Here is an 18,708-nt window from a genome sequence, read left to right on the forward strand (position 1 = left end):
TTCTATTAGACTATTTTAGCCTTGCCACGCCAGTAGGTTGGATAAAGCAGAAATTTTTGGTTGATCAACTTCTAAAATTTCAGCAGCTTCAATTTGAGTCAAATTCTGTTTGGTAATAATTTCGCTAATTTGACGTGCAAGTTCTGCTTTAACAAGTAGTTCATCAGGATTAGCTAGACCTAAATCTGCAAACACATTACCACTGCTTGTTTTAACGTTGATTTTCTCTTCCTTTTGCTTAGTGCTATAGTTCTGTGTGTAATCTTCTTTCGCTCGTTTGAATCTTTACCCATTTTTTACTTAGATAACAAGGAACTTATAGCACTATTAAATACGTAATATCACTTATCGAAAGTCAGTTTTGAAAGTGTATTGTAGTAGAAACACTCTGCATCTAGTTGTTACCCTACTTTTAGACCAATGACAAATCACTAATATGTTAAAAGTTTTTGCCGATCGCGGTGGTACATTTACAGATATTGTTGCCGTTACTGATAATCAAGGAATCATCAACAAACTCTCGCAACATCAAGAACGGTTTTTAATTGTTCCTCTTCCTAATCAGCAATGGATTATAGTTTACAAATTACTCTCAGAAAATCCCGAACAATATCAAGATGCAGTCATTCAAGGTATTCGAGATATCATTGGACTTTCTCGTAATCAACCCATACCCCAAGAAGCCATCGAAGTGGTAAAAATGGGAACAACAGTTGCCACAAATGCCCTGTTAGAAAGACATGGCGATCGCGTAGTTCTTCTCATTACCAAAGGGTTTAAAGACGCATTGCGAATTGGCTACCAAAACCGCCCTCACATCTTCGCCAGACATATCATCTTACCCACAATGCTTTATGAACAAGTAATTGAGGTAGACGAACGCTATGATGCTAACGGCAACGAATTAACCCCAGTCAACATTGCACAGGTCAAAAAAGACTTACAAACAGCTTACAACACAGGTATTCGTAGTTGTGCCATTGTGTTTATGCATGGCGATCGCTATCCTCGTCATGAACAACAAGTCGCCCAACTTGCCCAAGAAATTGGTTTTACGCAGATATCCATCTCCCACCAAGTTAGTCCTTTGATGAAGCTAGTCAGTCGAGGAGACACAACAGTTGTAGATGCATATTTAACTCCAATTCTGCGTCGCTATGTCAACCAAGTAGCTAGCCAGTTACCAGGCGTAAGATTAATGTTCATGAAATCCGATGGCGGCTTAACCGATGCACAACAATTTCAAGGTAAAGATAGTATCTTAAGTGGTCCGGCTGGGGGTATTGTCGGCGCAGTCCAAACCAGTAAAAGAGCAGGTTTTGATTTAGTTATAACCTTTGACATGGGCGGAACAAGTACAGATGTTGCCCACTTTAAAGGAGAATATGAACGTCAGCTAGAATCAGAAATTGCTGGCGCACGGATGCGAGTTCCCGTATTAGCAATTAATACTATTGCTGCTGGCGGCGGTTCAATTTTGTTTTTTGATGGTTCTAGTTATCGTGTCGGGCCAGAATCAGCGGGATCAAATCCTGGTCCTGCTTGTTACCGTCGTGGCGGGCCATTAGCCGTCACCGATGCTAATGTCATGCTAGGCAAAATTCACCCCCGATATTTTCCCTCTGTCTTTGGTCCAGACGGCAATTTACCCTTAGATAAAAATATAATTGTTGAGAAATTTACTCAACTAGCTCAAGATATCCAAAATGCTACAGGTAACACCCGTACTCCCGAACAAGTAGCCGCCGGATTTATTGCGATCGCTGTCGAGAATATGGCAAACGCAATTAAAAAAATCAGCTTACAACGAGGCTATGACGTCACTCAATATGTGCTTTGTTGTTTTGGTGGTGCAGGCGGACAAGTTGCTTGTTTAATCGCCGATACTTTGGGAATGAAAAAGATATTTTTACACCCTTATGCAGGAGTTCTTTCAGCTTATGGTATGGGATTAGCTGATGTGAGAGCAATCAGAGAAAGCGGAGTCGAACAACCTCTCACCCAAGAACTAATCCCGCAATTACAACAGTTAATGCAAGTTTTAGAAACCCAAGCTAGAAGTGAACTAGATACCCCCGAGGGACAGAGGGAGTTTAAAGCAAGCAACGAACAAGAAATAGTCCGAAAAGTTAACTTGAAATATGAAGGAACCAACTCGATTTTGACAATTGATTTTGCCTTAGATATAGCAATGATGCGGCAAGAATTTGAAGTCGAACATAAATCGCGCTATGGTTTCATTCAAATAGAAAAAACCTTAATTGTCGAATCCGCCTCAGTCGAAATAATTCAGAAAATGGACACACCAGAAGAACCCTTAATTACCCGTACCCGTCCCCTCAATCAACCTCCCAGCTCTGTCGACACAGTGCAGATGTTTACTGCTAACCAATGGCATAATACACCTGTTTATCGACGAGAAGAATTACAACCAGAAGATAAAATTAACGGTCCAGCAATCATCGTTGAAAAAATTAGCACAATCGTAATCGAACCAAAATGGCAAGCCAACTTAACCGAACGCAATCACCTAATTTTACAACATATTGATTAGACCTCACATAAAACGTACAGTCACCAACGAAAAATCCATCTGTGTACCCTGTGGGAAGCCGCCCTTAAGGGCGTCTACATCTGTGTACATCGGTGGTCGAAAAATCAAACATTTTGGTCATAGCTACAACTCCCAATAGACAAAAACAACATGTACACAACATCTCAACCCGACCCCGTCCGCCTCGAAATCTTCAAAAATCTCTATCAATTTATCGCCGAACAAATGGGAATTGTTCTGCAAAACACAGCAGCATCAGTAAATATCAAAGAACGCTTAGATTTCTCCTGCGCCATTTTTGATGCTTCCGGACTACTAGTAGCTAATGCCCCACACATTCCCGTACATTTAGGCTCAATGAGTGAAAGTATTCGTAGTTTAATTAACGATAAAGGTAACACCCTCAAACCAGGAAATGTTTATCTATCTAATAATCCCTATAACGGCGGAACTCATCTCCCCGATGTCACAGCAATTACCCCCGTTTTTGATGAAGAGGAAAAACAAATTATTTTCTATGTAGCTTCCCGCGGACATCAAGCCGATATCGGCGGAATTACCCCTGGTTCCATGCCTCCCCACAGTACCACAGTCGAAGAAGAAGGAATTCTCTTTGATAATTTCCTCTTAGTTGAACAAGGCAATTTTCGAGAAAACCAAGTACGAGAAACACTCTTAAATCATCCCTATCCGGCTCGTAACCCTGACCAAAATATTGCTGATTTTAAAGCACAAATTGCAGCCAATGAAAGAGGAGTACAAGAACTCCGAAAAATGGTTTCTCAATATGGACTCGACACAGTCCAAGCTTACATGAAATTTGTCCAAGATAACGCCGAAGAATCAGTAAGAAGAGCGATTGATGTTCTCAAAGATGGCTCATTTATCTATGAAATGGATGACGGCGCACGTATTCAAGTCAAAGTCACAATTAACCGAGAAAACCGCAGTGCTACCATCGATTTTACAGGCACATCTCGACAATTAAATACTAACTTCAATGCTCCCAAAGCCGTCACTCAAGCAGCAGTTTTATATGTCTTTCGGACTCTAGTTGATGATAGTATTCCCCTCAATGGCGGTTGTCTCAAACCCCTAGAAATTATTATCCCTGAAGGCTGTATGCTCAACCCAACCTATCCAGCAGCAGTGGTAGCCGGAAATGTAGAAACATCGCAAACTATTGTCGATGCTTTATATGGTGCTTTAGGCATCATGGCTGCTTCTCAGGGAACCATGAACAATTTTACTTTTGGTAACGATCGCTATCAATATTATGAAACCATCTGCGGTGGTTCTGGTGCAGGAACTAACTTTGATGGTACTCATGCAGTCCATACCCACATGACTAACTCCCGCCTCACCGATCCCGAAGTTTTAGAAACTCGCTATCCTGTCTTAGTAGAAAGCTTTAGTTTGCGTCCTCATAGCGGCGGTAAAGGAAAACACTCAGGTGGGAATGGCGTTATCCGTCGCATCAAGTTTTTAGAAGCGATGACAGCTAATATTCTCTCTGGACATCGAGTCATACCTCCCTTTGGGTTAAATGGTGGGGAAGCCGGACAAGTTGGACGCAACTGGATACAACGTCAAGATGGAACCCAAGAGAATTTAGACAGCACAGCGACAGTGCAAATGCAACCAGGAGATGTTTTTGTGATCGAAACTCCTGGGGGAGGAGGATTTGGTAAATTATCCTGCTAGCTGAGTTAGACTATTTCTTTGTGTCTTTGGGTCTTGGTGGTTAAAAATATTATAGAAACCACAAAGACACCAAGACATCAAGCAAAATTTATAAATTTTTAGCATTTATTTACATAGTTTCGAGAATCTATTTCAGTTTGTAACTATTTGCCTATCTCGTTATATCTATTCCTTTAGACTGATCTAAAAAATAGAAAAAAATTTGGAATAAAGAAAAATGCCTTCAGTAAACTTTTTTTGTCATGATTTTTTTGTTGCTGTTTCTTGCTTAGCCTGTATTATTGGTTTGCTTCTACTATGGGAGAACAAACAGCACAAACAAAAAGATGATGCAGATGCAACAGAGGTAATTTTATTTAGAATGACCTTTTGTTACTGGCTAGTTTACTGCGTTGCTTTTGGTATTGAAAAATTAGTGTTACCTCATTGGGAAGCAATACAGATGACTTTGAGGATTACAACAGCTTTGTCGTATTTCTTAACATTTTCTTGTATTGTTAGCCTGCCTCTACATAAGTTTGCTGTCCGTCAAGTTGAGGAATAGTGATTAGTTTGTAGTAAGCACAAAGCGTGCTTACTACGAATTGAGTACAGTAGCAACTTTAAACGCAGAGGTTCGCAGAGTTTTTCGGAGTTGTATTCGCTACGAAATGGGAAAACGTTGTAATCGGTTTTATTTGAGCAAGCTGACTAAAGCTTCAATTAATGTTTGATTTTGTTCATCTGTACCGACTGAAATCCGCAGTTTGTTGTCTAATCCCGGTTGTTTGAAGTAACGCACTAGAATTCCTCGTTCCTTCAATCCTAAATAAAGCTGTTCTGCATTACCTTCGGGAGGTGTAGCCAGGACAAAATTTCCTTGGGAATCAAGAACTGTGAAACCTAAGTTCTTTAAGTCAACAGTCAGCTTTGCTCGTGATATTTTTACTTTCTCAGCACAAGCATTTTTATAAGCTTGATCCCGCATCGCAGCTGCACCAACTAAAGTGGCAATCGCATCAATGTTGTAACTATCTTTGACTTTAAACAAACCTGCCAGTAATTTAGGATGAGCTACAGCAAAACCCATGCGTAAGCCTGCTAGAGAGTAGCCTTTGGATAAAGTACGCAACACAATCACATTCTCAAATTCTTGCACCAACGGCAAGGCAGAAGATTCAGCAAAATCAACATACGCTTCATCGATCGCGACAATCCCTGCAACTCGCCGTGCTAAAGTACGCAAATCATCCAACGGTACAGAATGACCAGAAGGACTGTTGGGAGAAGCAATAAAGGTAATCGCCCCATTAGCAGCAACCAGATCATCAATAGGCAGGGTAAAATCTTGGGGATAGGGAACTTCAACAACTTCTGCTGGTTGCATCGCTGCTAGGGTACGATACAAAACGTAAGTCGGCATTGGGTAAACAACTTTGCGATCGCCTCCTTCCGCACAAGCACGCACCAACACATTCAGCACATCATCACTACCGTTACCGACAATGATCCAATCTGCGGGTACACCCAACGCTTCACTGACAGCAGCACAAAATTCACGCGCAAAGGGATCAGGATAACGCCGTAACCACTCACTGTCTAAGTTTCTCAGGATATTGAGTGCGTCTGGTGATGGCGGGTAAGGATTTTCATTGGTATTCAGCTTAATAATTTTGGTTCCCGGTTTCGGTTGTTCTCCGGGAACGTAACCAGTCATAGCATCAATGGCGGGACGGAAGTAACTCATGAAGTTCAAGTTCGCAGACTACTAGGATGATTATCGCTTCAGATGCTCTACTGTAAAACACAGCAAGTTACGGGTTTCATTGCTAAAGCTCTAGCTATTTATGCTGTTGGAATTCAGTCCACATATGCTACAGTCACACCAGTACCACCATCAGATTGTTCTGCTGCTTCGTAACGACTAACTCTGGGGTGTTGCTGCAAAAAGGCATGAACACCTTGGCGCAGTTTACCAGTACCGTGTCCGTGAATAATCCAGATTGGCCCTGTTGCTTCGGAAATTGCTTTATCTAAAACAAGTTCGGCATCTGCAACCCTACGCCCACGTATATCTACTGTATTTTTAGATGTACGAATTGCTGGGGCTGGTTGGGTTGGAGTAACTGGTGTTGCTGCTGGAGTTGGTTTTGCTTTCGCTACGGGTTCAGCTTTTTTCCCATCCAGAGATTCCACATCTTCTAGTTTGACTGTCATTTTCATAATCCCAAACCGGACGGTCAATTCACCATCCTCATCGGGTGCAGTCAAAACTTCTGCTGTTTGCCCTAATTTGGGAATCCGGATGCGATCGCCTTCTTTGGGAATGTATCCTTGTTTCGGTTTTGGTGGTGGTTGGGGTATAAATTTTTCGGCAATTTGATGCAAAGCATTTGTGGCTTGTTGGGCATCTTTGGCAGTGGGTGTACCTTGCTGCAAGCGGCGAATGACTTGAGCAATTTCGCTTCTAGCTTGAGCAATCGCTTGCTGTACCGCTATTTCTTGGGAAGCACGCAAAGTTTGTTCTCTTTCCTGTAAATTTGCGGCTTTTGCGGAGACTTCTTTGTATAAACGCTCAGCTTGCTGCAACAAATCTTGTGCTTGTGCGGCTTTAGTTTCTTGGCGACGGCGTTGCGCTTCTAACCCAGCAATTACCTGGTTAACTTCGTCTGTTGATCCTCCCAGATTAGTTTTTGCCTGTTCAATAACTTCTGCTTTTAACCCCAAGCGTCGGGCAATTGCCAAAGCGTTAGAACGTCCAGGAATCCCCCACAGCAGCCGATAAGTAGGCGAAAGGGTAGCCTCATCAAACTCTACCGAGGCGTTTTCAAATCGTTCATCTTGATATTTCAACGCTTTGAGTTCACCAAAGTGAGTAGTTGCCATAGTCAACTGGGCATGATCTGCCAGATAGCGTAATAAGGCGATCGCTAAGGCACTACCTTCAGCAGGATCTGTACCTGCGCCGACTTCATCGAGGAGTACTAGGGCAAAACTTTGATGGTGTGGTGGGGTGCAATCTTTCTCCCCATCTCCCAATCTCCCCATTGCCCCTAATCCCCACTCCCTGTCGGTTGTGGGGGCCCCGAGTTCCCCATCAAGTGGCTTATCTATCGCCTCCAAAATCCGACTAATACGGCGAATATGTCCAGAAAATGTAGACAAATTTTGTTGTAGTGATTGTTCATCACCTATATCTGCCAATACCTGGTCAAACCAAGGTAATTCTACTGGTTCACGGGCAGGAACAAATAAACCGACTTTTGCCATTAAGGCTGCTAAACCTAAGGTTTTTAAAGTTACTGTTTTACCACCTGTGTTTGGTCCAGTAATCGTTACTACTTTAATTTCTGGTTGAACCAGTAAATCTACAGGAACTACTGCTTGTCCTTGTTCGTGTTGTTGTTGCCATACTAACAACGGATGCCGTAATTGCCGTAGGGTAATGTACTCGTTTGTTTGGCGATTGATAAAACGGGGTGGATTGGCTTGTAGCCAGAAACTATAACGTGCTTTGGCAGTTGCTAAATCTAGAGTAGTAGTAATGGCAAGTAATTTTTCCAAATCAGGTTTTACTTCTGCCACTTGTTCAGTTAAAGCGCGACGAATAGCCTCTTCTTCTGCCTGTTCTCTTCTAACTAACTGCCGCAGTTGATTACCCAAGGGAACAATAGAATTTGGTTCTATATAGAGCGTTGCACCGCTAGCAGAAGTATCATGAACTATGCCGGGAATCGCATCTTTTTGCGGCGCTTTCACAGGAATTACATAGCGATCGCCTCGTTGGGTAATAATTTGTTCCTGAACTGCATTGGATTTTACTTGGATAATATTATGTAATTTTTGTGTAATTTGGTTACGTAATTTCCGCAATTCTGTACGAATGTCAGCAAGTTTTTGGCTAGCGCGATCGCTTACTTGTCCTCGTTCGTCAATACAACGATGAATTTCTTGTTCTAGTTCTGGATAAGTTCTTAACTCAGCCACTAGTTCTGTGAGAATGGGCAAATCTGGCTGATTATCGATGATCCGACGTAAATTTCTGCTTCCCGCCAGAGTGGTAGCAATAGCCAGGAGTTCTTCACCTGCCAGAACTCCTTGTAGTTCTGCCCTTTCTAGAGAATCACCAATATCTTGAATTCCTTCAAACGAAAGTCCTGTAGTGAGGCGACTTTCGAGTTCATACACTTCTTTAGTTTGCGTCAACAAATACTCACTCTCAACTTGAGAGCCAGGCGGAGTCAAATCCTGCGCTGCGATCGCCCCCAGTTTAGTAGCCGCAAAGGTCGATAGATGCTGGCAGAGGCGATGCCATTCGAGTAGTTCTAGAGTTTCAGATTGAATCAAGGCTTTGATATGTACTGTTTTAATAATTGATTAATATCTGATTTAAATAATCTGAAATTTATCGTAGCAATACAAAACCCTCCACGGCTCACTCTGGCAGGGTGAAATTTCCGTATAGCATCGAGAAAAACGGGTGTAGGAGGATTTTGTGGCTGTAGGGTAAAAATTTCGGGGTATTTTGGAGTATTTTTAAGATATGAATTTAAGAAAAGTTCTTGTTTTTTTTTACACCCTTACAGCCTTTTGCTCAATCGACTAACTGAACCGTATTGAAATTAAAGATACCAAATCAACTAGGCATGGATGAAAATAATTAAGTAATAATTGACACATAATATCCAAATTTTTGAGAACCTGGCTAACATCAACCTCAAGTAAATAACGATGCAAAAACTGAATCATTCAGCCTTGTTCTTTATCTTGATTCTTATTGGCATTTTTTTATTTAGGCAGTTCGTTTAAAAAAACCGCTGCAAATGTCTCCACAATTTGATACCCTAGCTTAAACAGATTTGGGAACATTAACAGCGTGGAAACTCAAATTGGGCGGGGAAAAACAGCTCGTAGGGCTTACGGTATAGATGAAATAGCTTTAGTACCTGGCAACAGGACGCTAGATCCGAGTTTGGCAGACACAAAATGGCGTATTGGTAATATTGAGCGAGAAATCCCAATTATTGCCAGCGCGATGGATGGTGTAGTGGACGTTCGCATGGCCGTGCTTCTATCAAACTTAGGAGCATTGGGTGTATTGAATTTAGAAGGAATTCAAACTCGCTATGCTGATCCAGAGCCAATTTTAGACAAAATAGCCTCGGTGGGCAAAGAAGAATTTGTCCCCTTGATGCAAGAACTTTATGCCGAATCTATTAAACCAGAATTAATTGAACAAAGAATTAGAGAAATTAAACAACAAGGCGGTATAGCCGCAGTGAGTGCAACTCCCGCGCTTTCAAGTAAATATGGTGCTGTAGTGGCAAAAGCAGGGGCAGATTTATTTTTTGTGCAAGCAACTGTTGTTTCCACAGCACACCTGTCGCCAGAATCTATAGTACCCCTTGATTTGGCTCAATTTTGCCAAGAAATGCCCATACCTGTGGTCTTGGGTAATTGTGTCACTTATGAAGTTACCCTAGACTTGATGAAAGCAGGTGCTGCGGCGGTTCTTGTTGGTATTGGTCCTGGTGCTGCTTGTACTTCCCGTGGTGTGTTGGGAGTGGGTGTACCACAGGCAACAGCGATCGCAGATTGTGCAGCTGCCCGTGATGACTATTATCAACAAACAGGTAAATACATTCCAGTAATTGCTGATGGTGGTTTAATCACTGGTGGTGACATCTGTAAGTGCATTGCTTGTGGCGCAGATGGAGTTATGATTGGTTCTCCTTTTGCCAGGGCTAGTGAAGCACCAGGACGTGGTTATCACTGGGGTATGGCAACCCCTAGCTCTGTATTACCCAGAGGAACGCGCATTCGCGTAGGTACGACTGGCACTTTAGAACAAATTCTCGTCGGTCCAGCACAGCTAGATGATGGTACTCATAATCTCTTAGGAGCCTTAAAAACTAGTATGGGTACATTAGGAGCAAAAAATCTCAAAGAAATGCAGCAAGTCGAAGTTGTGATCGCTCCTTCCCTGTTAACTGAGGGTAAAGTATATCAAAAAGCTCAACAATTAGGTATGGGCAAATAAGACAGGTTAGTTGTTAGTACGGGGAATGTGGGAATGTGGGGAGATGGGGAGTGTGAGGAGTGAATAGCAACTAACCACCAACCACTAACCACCAACCACCAACTACAAAAAAATTTTTCCAGACTCTAAAAGATTTACTGGAAAAATCACATACGTCGCCTACAATAGGAATAGCGGAGACGCATGTTTCCGTTCACTCCTCACACCACACTCCGCCCGGACTGCTGTTCCGGGCGGTTCCTTATGCAGAAGGCCGCAAACAGTAGAGGCAATTGACGTTTCTCTAGAAGTTTAACCCCTAAAAATCCCATCAAGCCGTAGAAGTGTTAAATACAAATGTATATGTCTGACTCCAAGCAATGCTTTTTGCTATGGTAGAATTTCAGCACGATCAAAAATATATAGGCAAAGGTTTGTAGCCATGTCAGCAGCCGCACAAGTTACCGACTCTACTTTTAAGCAGGAAGTATTAGACAGCGAAGTTCCTGTTTTGGTTGACTTTTGGGCACCCTGGTGCGGTCCTTGCCGGATGGTAGCCCCAGTTGTAGATGAAATAGCAGCTCAGTATGAAGGTCAACTCAAGGTAGTTAAAGTTAACACCGATGAGAATCCTAATGTTGCTAGTCAGTACGGAATCCGCAGCATTCCTACATTGATGATTTTTAAGGGTGGGCAAAAAGTTGATATGGTAGTGGGAGCTGTGCCTAAATCTACATTAGCTAATACTTTGGAAAAATATCTTTAAAGTCTAAGCTACAGCAAATACGTTTGGAGTGTTTTTCACTCCAAAAATTTTCGGTATTTGCTAGCCAAATAAAGGGATACTATAGCTAGTCTCCTAACTCTAATATTTTTCCAACTATCGTAGTTTGCACTGTGTTTTACTGCCCAACACAGAATAGCAATAAAGTCTACTCTAAAAAAGTCATCTGTGATTCATTTCTAACTCTTTGTTTGCCAACTCCCAGTGGGAAAAACTAATGCAAAAGGTAAAAATTCAAGGCTGTAAAGCTTTGAGCACCAGCTTTTAACATGTTTTCCCGGTTGTAGCCATTTTTGGTAAACCGCCCTATATTCTGTTATTTCAAAGTAATTTTTTAGTTGGCAAAGAAAGTAGTAGCACCTTGGTTTTTATAACTGGAGGTGCTTTTTTGTCTTAGACAATTCAGAAGAAGATGGGGAAGGTGGAGTCCCCTATGAGGATTAGGGGCGGTGGGGTGATAGGGAGAAATTCTCTCCCCATCTCCCAATTACAGATGTCCTACCGACAACTTTAATTTTGTTTAACCACTTACTTAAGTGTTCTCAAGATCAATTGGCAATGGCAGACAGTTGAAAATTTGTAGTGGTTGAGAAATTCCACATTGAAATCAAATTCAGGTAAAATATAGTGCCGCTTTGGCTACAGTTCTCATGACCTCATCTGCGTCGTCGTTTGACACATTAGAGTCTCTCCAAACCGATATCGTCGAATTATTTGAGCGTTTACCAACGTTGAAGCATCGACAATATATTCAGCAGGCGCTAGCTACCATAGTACGTCTGGCTGAGAGTGATGTCGATCGCCTTGATTGGAAAATCATGTCCGCTGCTTTAATAGACATGGAACGTGGTTTCCAGCTTTTTCATAACTACCGACATGTCCGGAAAGTAACCATATTTGGTTCGGCTCGCATATCACCAGAAAGGCCAGAATATCACATGGCAGCTAACTTCGCTCGCTATGTCACTCAATTGGGATTTATGGTCATGACCGGTGGTGGTGGTGGGATTATGCAAGCTGGTCACGAAGGTGCTGGACGAGAAAATTCTTTTGGTCTAAATATTCAACTACCCTTTGAACAGCAAGCAAACCCAATTATTGAGGGTGATCCGAAGCTGATTCATTTTAAGTATTTCTTTACTCGCAAGTTATTTCTTTTAAAAGAAAGTGATGCTATCGCCTTATTCCCTGGTGGGTTTGGTACTCAAGATGAAGCTTTCGAGTGTATGACTTTAAGCCAAACAGGTAAGTTTGGCCCAGTACCCGTAGTCTTAATTGACCGTCCTGGTGGAGACTACTGGCGTTCTTGGAGTGAATATATTGATAAACAATTAGTGAAAAATGGTTTGGTAAGTCCCGAAGACCCAAATCTTTACACAGTGACAGATGATCTGGTGGTAGCTTGTAATGCTATTACCCGTTTTTACCAGGTTTATCATTCTAGTCGCTATGTAGGCGATCGCCTAGTAATTCGCCTGAGAACAGATATATCAGATGCGGAAGTAGAGCAATTAAACGCTAATTTTAGTGACATTCTGGTGACAGGACGAATTGAAAAAAGCCAAGCTTTACCTCAAGAAAGACAAGATGAAACTTTAGAACTACCACGCTTAGTTCTTTACTTCAATCAACGAGATTTGGGGCGTCTTTATCAAATGATTGCAGCCATCAACAGTATGGGTGCGCCTTCACCAGAAGATAGAGCGCACCCAGAATTGAAGTGATACCGTTTCACTGTAAGTCTGATATATCTGATGACCAGGAGGACGGGTGGTGGGGAGATGGGGTGGTGGGGTGATCGGGAGGTGGGGAGTAGAGAAATAACAACTAACAACTAACTACTAACAACTAACTACTAACTTTATGGTCAAGAGTATCGCGTTGTTGGTAAGGTCTTCCTAAAGCGATAGGTCTCAATAGATTAAATTGATTGGCAGTTGTTGAAGAAAAGGTAAAGGAGAAAGCAAAAAACTTTAACCTTTCCGCTTTACCTGAAATAGTGCAAAAACGACTTTTCCAAAAAGTCTATTTTGTTTTTACACGGTAGCGTGTACAAATGTCAATGTATCATTTACAATTTGTAGTTTTACTCTCCACTTTTGTATTTGAATCCAGCTTTTTCAGCTACCATGCTTAAAAGTTTTGATGTGGCGCGAGTTGGTTCATATACACTTGTTTCCCACTCGCTGACGGTTTGCTGGCGAACGCCTAACTCTTCGGCAAATTCTTTTTGGGAAAGTCCCATTTGCAGGCGTAGTGCTTTGATGGTTTCGCTGTTCCAGTTCATAGTATTAGTTGCAGTTTGAACTTTGTAGCTACCAGTCGGTTTGCGAAAAGTGACAGTTTCTGATTCTAGGTTAAGTTCTACTACGTACCCTGCCTTCATCCAAGCTGAGGCTTGGGGTGAACCTGTGCTGCGGTTTCCCCACCATCGGCGTTCTTTTCTGGCTGAGTTGGGTAGGGTGCTATTAATCAATTTTTCAATTTCTGTGAAAGAAAGGGTGATTTCAGGGCAATCACTTCTTTGGAGATATTCTAAAAGTGGTTGATACTTACTTCCTCCTTTCACGTTTACTCTATCTCCCAATTGGTATTAATTACAATTTCTCAAAACTATCAAAAATATTAGGGTAGGTGTTGTGCCTACCCTTGCAAATACAAAGATGAGTTTGCTGTCCTGTAAAAAGGATGGTTGAATTTACGAATAACTCAACACCCAATTTACAAGGGTGCGAACACCAAAGCCAGTCGCGCCAGGTCCGTTATAGCCGTTTTCTTTATCTGTCCAAACGGGCCCAGCTACATCTAAGTGCGCCCAAGCCGTAGTGTCTTTAACGAATTGTTTTAAGAATAAGGCAGCAGTGATGGAACCACCAGGACGAGGACCTGTATTTTTCATGTCCGCAATCCCAGACTTCATTCCCTCAAAATACTTTTCTTCCATTGGAAGTCGCCAAATTTTTTCGCCTGCACTGTCCGCTGCTGTTTCTAACTCTTTAGCTAAAGCATCATCAGGAGTAAACAAACCAGCAATATCATCACCTAAGGCAATCACACAAGCACCAGTGAGAGTCGCTAAATCAACGATCGCATCAACGCCAAGTTTATCAGCAAATACCAAAGCATCGGCTAGAGTCAAGCGTCCTTCTGCATCAGTGTTATTCACTTCTATTGTTTTACCGTTAGATGCTTTGAGAATATCACCAGGGTGCATGGCATGGCCGCTAATCATATTCTCGGTAACGGCGGAGATGAAGTGAACTTCTACATCTGGTTTGAGTTGACCAATCACCTTGGCTGCACCAAAAGTCGCTGCTGCACCACCCATATCTATTTTCATGTTTTCGATGCCGCTACCTGGACCTTTGATGTTGAGTCCACCAGAATCAAAGGTTAAGCCTTTACCAATAATTGCTAGCTTGCGTTTGGGTGTACCTTCTGGTTTGTAGGTGAGGTGAATAAATTTTGGTGGCAAATCAGATGCTTTTGCTACTCCCAAAAACGCACCCATGCCCAATTTCTCACAGTCTTCCCGTTCCAGGATTTCTATGTGCATTCCTGCTTCGGAAGCGATCGCCATTGCGGTTTCTGCCATTGTAATTGGTGTTACTTCGTTAGCAGGAGCCGCTACCAGTTGCCTTGCCAAAATAACCCCAGAACAAATTTGATTAGCACGAGCGATCGCCGCCTCTTGTCCATTCAGTCCCAGTAATTCTACTATTTCTACTTGTGGCCCTTTATCCTCAGGTTCTGACTTAAAGCGATTATCTTGGTATAGTGCTAATTGCACACCTTCAGCCAAGGCTTGGGCAGTTTGGGCAGGATCGTTGTTCCAAACTGGTAAACTAATCGCCAGAGTTTTACATTTTTGCTTTTTGGCTTGGCGAGCGATCGCAGCTGCTGCACGGCGCAAAGTATCCAATTTCAATGCATCTGCTTTTCCTAAGCCCACCAGGATAATTTTACGAACTGGGCTACTACTACCTAATCTTGTGAAAGCAGTGCTACCGACTTTTCCCTTAAATTCCTCTTCAGCAATTAGTTCTTTTATATACCCTGCAAATTTCTCATTTAAAGTCGCCAGTTCGCCGGTTAGCTCTGTATTATCTTCAAATAATCCTACAGCCAGACCATCTCCAGTCCACTCTAAAATCGGGGTACTACTAGGTATAATTTCCATTTTTTGATTGTGTGTAACAGTTCTTGTACCAGTATTGCGTAAAATTCGTGTTTTATGGGTTGTTAACGGTTGTTGCTATACAAACGCAAGTACTATCTGGTAATCCAACATTCAAAGCATTCAGCAGGCTCAAAAGCGATGGGAACTTCTCCTGAGTTTTGGACAAACCTCGAAGCAAAGTATCGGCTGCATCTAGCGGGAAAAGAAAAAACCTATCTTGATGGCGCAGCCCATTACCTGAACAATAATTCATACATGCGCCACTTTAAGGTGCGTTTTTCCTGTGGTTGGTAGTTGGTGAAAATACCTCATATTGACTATTGACTGAATTTTATTCAAATCAATATTAAATTTAGTGGCGATCGCATCAATAACTTTTTGTTCTCCTGGTTTAATCTCACCATCGAGTTTGGCAATTCTGTAACCTTGAACTAAAAGTGGTATGGTAAAATCACGGTTAAGTTGATTGAGAAGTTGCTCTAAAGGCTGGGGTGACTTGATATTTTTGCCTATTGCTTCCAAAGAAGCAGGACTGAGATTTACAGCTTCTAACTCTGGTAAAATTTCTTCCCAAGTCTTGTCTAGATGTCTGGCTAGGATCATGTGAACTAAAATTTGATCCATGACTGCTTGTTGAGCGATCGCAGTTTCCAAATAGCGATCGCTTTGTTGCTTGAGTTCTGCTAAGGTTTCTTCAGAAGTCAGGGACTTGGATTCATCTAGCTTCGCTTCATAAAATCGACAAGCTGCATATCCCAAAGAATAAATCATTGTCGCATTCGAGCTAGCACCAATCACCGCACCCGCAAAAGGTACATTTCGCAACAAGCCTAAACCTGCTGTTCTCAACAGACGACCACCACCTAAAGCTAAACCAAAAATTGCCAACACCTCCCCTCTACGGCTGGGATCTTTTAAATCTAACCCATAGGCGGCGGCAATCTCATAAATCATTTCTGATTGCAATTGGGTTGTAGCTGCTAAATCAATTGCCAACAGTGCTGCTGCAAAACCCGGTAAAATACTTGTTGCCAAACCAATTCCACCGGCTTTCATTGCTTTATCCACCATGATCCGGTGGGCAATTTGGCTAGGTGATTCATCAGGATGTTCCTGCTGAAGCTTTTTCACTAATGCTGCGGATTTGTCTAAATCAACATTCTCACTAGCACCAACTAGCCAATTGAGATTTAACGCACCAGCTACTCTGCGGATCAGCCAGTTCTCACCCAGACGTTCTGTTACTTGTCCTGCTGTATGAGTTGCTTGCTCAAATAGTTGGTGTACTTGCTTGGCTGCTGCTTCTCCTACACCAGCTGCTGTTTCTGCAACTGCTTTACCAGCTTCAATCGCTGTACTACCAGCGGCTGTTCCTACCCCGACTGCGGTTCCGGCTACGCAACCTAATGTTTCGGCAAAGGATTCTAACAAAGATGGTTTATCTTCTTGTATATCGGAAGTGGGTATATTATTTGTATCTTTTTTAGATTTATCTGCCATTGCTTGGCCCTTCAGTAACATCCTTCTATTTCGGTTTTAACGGAGGTGCGATCGCCTTGACCTCTTTCTGGGAGGATAAATCAGATTCCCCATGGGGTGAAATTGACAATCATAACTAGTTAACTTTAATTTGTGCCGGACTACCTCACTTAATAAATTGTTATCAAAAATAAAACACCTCAATTGCTTTGATAGAAGTACTCTAGAGATTTTTGTAACTAATAATACATTTTTGCGGAAAAATTATTGCTATCTATAAACGTTGGGTATAAAAAGCCTGTCCTTAAAAATAACTATTAGCAATTGGGTAAAAATATATAGCTTCTAGGGTTCCGGTTTAATTCAGGGAAGTTAAACGACTGGTCCAAGAGAAGCAACCAGTTTCACAAAAACTGGCACACGGCGGGAAAAAAGCCCGGGAGGTACATAGCAGAAATTGGACTGTTATGACTTACTCGGGCTATAGTTTTTCCTTAGTTATTGTTTAGATGTCATATTTTGAGACATGACAGATCAATCTTTTGGTGACGCCAATTCTCATTTCCAACGACCAGAAACACAAGCGAATCGGGCGCTGGAAAAAGAAGCGAATTTGCCCTTGACAGGGTGGCAGCAGGAAGTTTCTCGAGGATTAGAATTTGGTTTAGAAGCAGCAGAAAGTATCAGCGATCGCTCCATTCCTACCTTTTCTCGCGGTGAACTTCCCCACTTTGCTGGAATCAATACTTTTTTGAAAGCACCTTATTTGGAAGATGTGCGGAAAGTCGGTGAATACGACGTTGCGATCGTGGGTGTACCGCACGATTCTGGTACTACCTATCGACCCGGAACTCGATTTGGTCCCCAAGGAATCCGTCGCATTTCCGCATTATATACCCCTTATAACTTTGAACTAGGTGTTGATTTACGCGAGCAAATAACCTTGTGTGATGTGGGTGATATTTTTACCATTCCCGCCAATAACGAAAAGTCTTTTGACCAAATTTCTAAAGGTATTGCCCACATCTTTAGTTCTGGTGCATTTCCCATTATTATAGGAGGCGATCACTCAATTGGATTTCCAACAGTGCGAGGTATTTGCCGTCACTTGGGTGACAAAAAAGTCGGAATTATTCACTTCGATCGTCATGTCGATACCCAGGAAACAGACCTCGATGAGCGGATGCATACCTGTCCCTGGTTCCATGCAACAAATATTAAAAATGCTCCCGCAAAAAACCTCGTGCAATTGGGAATTGGTGGTTGGCAAGTACCGCGACAAGGTGTAAAAGTTTGCCGAGAAAGAGCGACCAATATCCTCACAGTTACGGACATCACAGAGATGGGTTTGGATGCAGCAGTCAACTTTGCCTTAGAACGAGCTTTAGATGGTACTGACTGCGTTTACATCAGCTTTGATATTGATTGCATTGATGCTGGTTTTGTCCCTGGAACAGGCTGGCCTGAACCTGGTGGATTATTACCGCGTGAAGCGCTTTCCATGTTAGGTAAAATTGTCCAAAAAGCACCTATTTGTGGTCTAGAAGTTGTAGAAGTTTCGCCTCCTTACGATATCAGTGACATTACATCATTAATGGCGACACGGGTGATTTGTGACACAATGGCCCATTTAGTCATATCTGGTCAATTACCACGCAAAGAAAAACCCGCATATATTCACCCCGAAGCCCAATCAGAGTTAGTGGAAGATTGGAGGTAAGTTTATCATTGGCACTTGTGTGTGGTGTGGAGATTGCATAAAAAAAGTGGTGATTTGAAACGCAAAGGTGAGCGCAAAGGGGCGCAAAGTCTGAATAGTAAATATTTCGCTATGAAATGAAATCCGTTTGTTTATTTATTGTATCCGCGAAACCTCACCCCCTTCCCCTAATCCCCACTCCCCCAAGGGAGTGGGGGTCCCGAGTTCCCCTCTCCTTACCAAGGCTACGGTGTACACACAAATGATCGAATCACCCCAAATCCCGACCTCACCCCCTTCCCCCTCTCCT

13 protein-coding genes, 1 pseudogene and 1 riboswitch are annotated in these 18,708 nt (G+C 42.4%); of the genes and pseudogenes, 7 read left to right on the plus strand and 7 right to left on the minus strand.

Annotated elements, in window-relative coordinates:
* Positions 1 to 42: 42 nt before the first annotated feature.
* Positions 43 to 222 (minus strand): annotated as a pseudogene (locus UYK_RS0104100) (helix-turn-helix domain-containing protein); the annotation flags it as partial.
* A gap of 214 nt (positions 223 to 436) precedes the next feature.
* Between UYK_RS0104100 and UYK_RS0104105 the strand changes: the two are divergent.
* From UYK_RS0104105 to UYK_RS0104115, 3 genes are all read left to right on the plus strand, one after another.
* Positions 437 to 2,554, plus strand: a complete 2,118-nt coding sequence (locus UYK_RS0104105; RefSeq protein ID WP_009457400.1) for a hydantoinase/oxoprolinase family protein — start codon at positions 437 to 439, stop codon at positions 2,552 to 2,554.
* Between the two features lie 150 nt (positions 2,555 to 2,704).
* A complete protein-coding gene (locus UYK_RS0104110; RefSeq protein WP_009457398.1) occupies positions 2,705 to 4,258 on the plus strand; it encodes a hydantoinase B/oxoprolinase family protein in 1,554 nt (517 codons plus the stop codon).
* A gap of 217 nt (positions 4,259 to 4,475) precedes the next feature.
* On the plus strand, positions 4,476 to 4,802 hold the full coding sequence (locus UYK_RS0104115) for a hypothetical protein (protein WP_009457396.1): 327 nt from the start codon (positions 4,476 to 4,478) through the stop codon (positions 4,800 to 4,802).
* A gap of 129 nt (positions 4,803 to 4,931) precedes the next feature.
* On the opposite strand, the gene hisC is transcribed toward UYK_RS0104115, so the two are convergent.
* Complete coding sequence (hisC, locus tag UYK_RS0104120) at positions 4,932 to 5,984, minus strand: histidinol-phosphate transaminase (RefSeq protein ID WP_009457394.1); 1,053 nt, start codon at positions 5,982 to 5,984, stop codon at positions 4,932 to 4,934.
* 113 nt (positions 5,985 to 6,097) lie between these two features.
* Positions 6,098 to 8,584: an endonuclease MutS2 gene (locus UYK_RS0104125; protein WP_009457393.1), complete on the minus strand. Its 2,487-nt coding sequence runs from the start codon at positions 8,582 to 8,584 to the stop codon at positions 6,098 to 6,100.
* A 529-nt stretch (positions 8,585 to 9,113) separates the two neighbouring features.
* On the opposite strand from UYK_RS0104125, the gene UYK_RS0104130 reads away from it, so the two are divergent.
* The 3 genes from UYK_RS0104130 to UYK_RS0104140 all read left to right on the plus strand — a co-directional run bounded on the left by UYK_RS0104130 (position 9,114) and on the right by UYK_RS0104140 (position 12,764).
* Entirely contained in the window at positions 9,114 to 10,277 is a 1,164-nt protein-coding gene (locus tag UYK_RS0104130; RefSeq protein ID WP_009457390.1) for a GuaB3 family IMP dehydrogenase-related protein, read from the plus strand.
* Positions 10,278 to 10,674: 397 nt separating this feature from the next.
* Positions 10,675 to 11,022, plus strand: a complete 348-nt coding sequence (trxA, locus tag UYK_RS0104135) for a thioredoxin (protein WP_256678112.1) — start codon at positions 10,675 to 10,677, stop codon at positions 11,020 to 11,022.
* A gap of 668 nt (positions 11,023 to 11,690) precedes the next feature.
* A complete protein-coding gene (locus UYK_RS0104140) occupies positions 11,691 to 12,764 on the plus strand; it encodes an LOG family protein (RefSeq protein WP_009457388.1) in 1,074 nt (357 codons plus the stop codon).
* A 362-nt stretch (positions 12,765 to 13,126) separates the two neighbouring features.
* On the opposite strand, the gene UYK_RS0104145 is transcribed toward UYK_RS0104140, so the two are convergent.
* The 4 genes from UYK_RS0104145 to UYK_RS0104155 all read right to left on the minus strand — a co-directional run bounded on the left by UYK_RS0104145 (position 13,127) and on the right by UYK_RS0104155 (position 16,720).
* Positions 13,127 to 13,609 (minus strand): helix-turn-helix domain-containing protein, encoded by a 483-nt coding sequence (locus UYK_RS0104145; RefSeq protein WP_009457387.1) that lies wholly within the window; start codon positions 13,607 to 13,609, stop codon positions 13,127 to 13,129.
* Positions 13,610 to 13,738: 129 nt separating this feature from the next.
* Entirely contained in the window at positions 13,739 to 15,220 is a 1,482-nt protein-coding gene (locus tag UYK_RS0104150) for a leucyl aminopeptidase (protein ID WP_009457386.1), read from the minus strand.
* A 52-nt stretch (positions 15,221 to 15,272) separates the two neighbouring features.
* Entirely contained in the window at positions 15,273 to 15,473 is a 201-nt protein-coding gene (locus UYK_RS25920; RefSeq protein ID WP_157221808.1) for a hypothetical protein, read from the minus strand.
* The gene (locus UYK_RS0104155; protein WP_009457384.1) at positions 15,470 to 16,720 is read right to left on the minus strand and encodes an EcsC family protein; all 1,251 of its coding nucleotides are present in this window, start codon (positions 16,718 to 16,720) and stop codon (positions 15,470 to 15,472) included. Before UYK_RS0104155 ends, UYK_RS25920 begins: the two co-directional genes overlap by 4 nt.
* Positions 16,721 to 17,033: 313 nt before the next feature.
* Positions 17,034 to 17,144: riboswitch (guanidine-I (ykkC/yxkD leader) on the plus strand.
* Between the two features lie 81 nt (positions 17,145 to 17,225).
* Here UYK_RS0104155 and speB point away from each other — a divergent pair.
* Positions 17,226 to 18,419: an agmatinase gene (speB, locus tag UYK_RS0104160; protein ID WP_009457383.1), complete on the plus strand. Its 1,194-nt coding sequence runs from the start codon at positions 17,226 to 17,228 to the stop codon at positions 18,417 to 18,419.
* Positions 18,420 to 18,708 lie beyond the last annotated feature (289 nt).

This window comes from Fischerella thermalis PCC 7521 (assembly GCF_000317225.1).
Classification (GTDB): domain Bacteria; phylum Cyanobacteriota; class Cyanobacteriia; order Cyanobacteriales; family Nostocaceae; genus Fischerella; species Fischerella thermalis.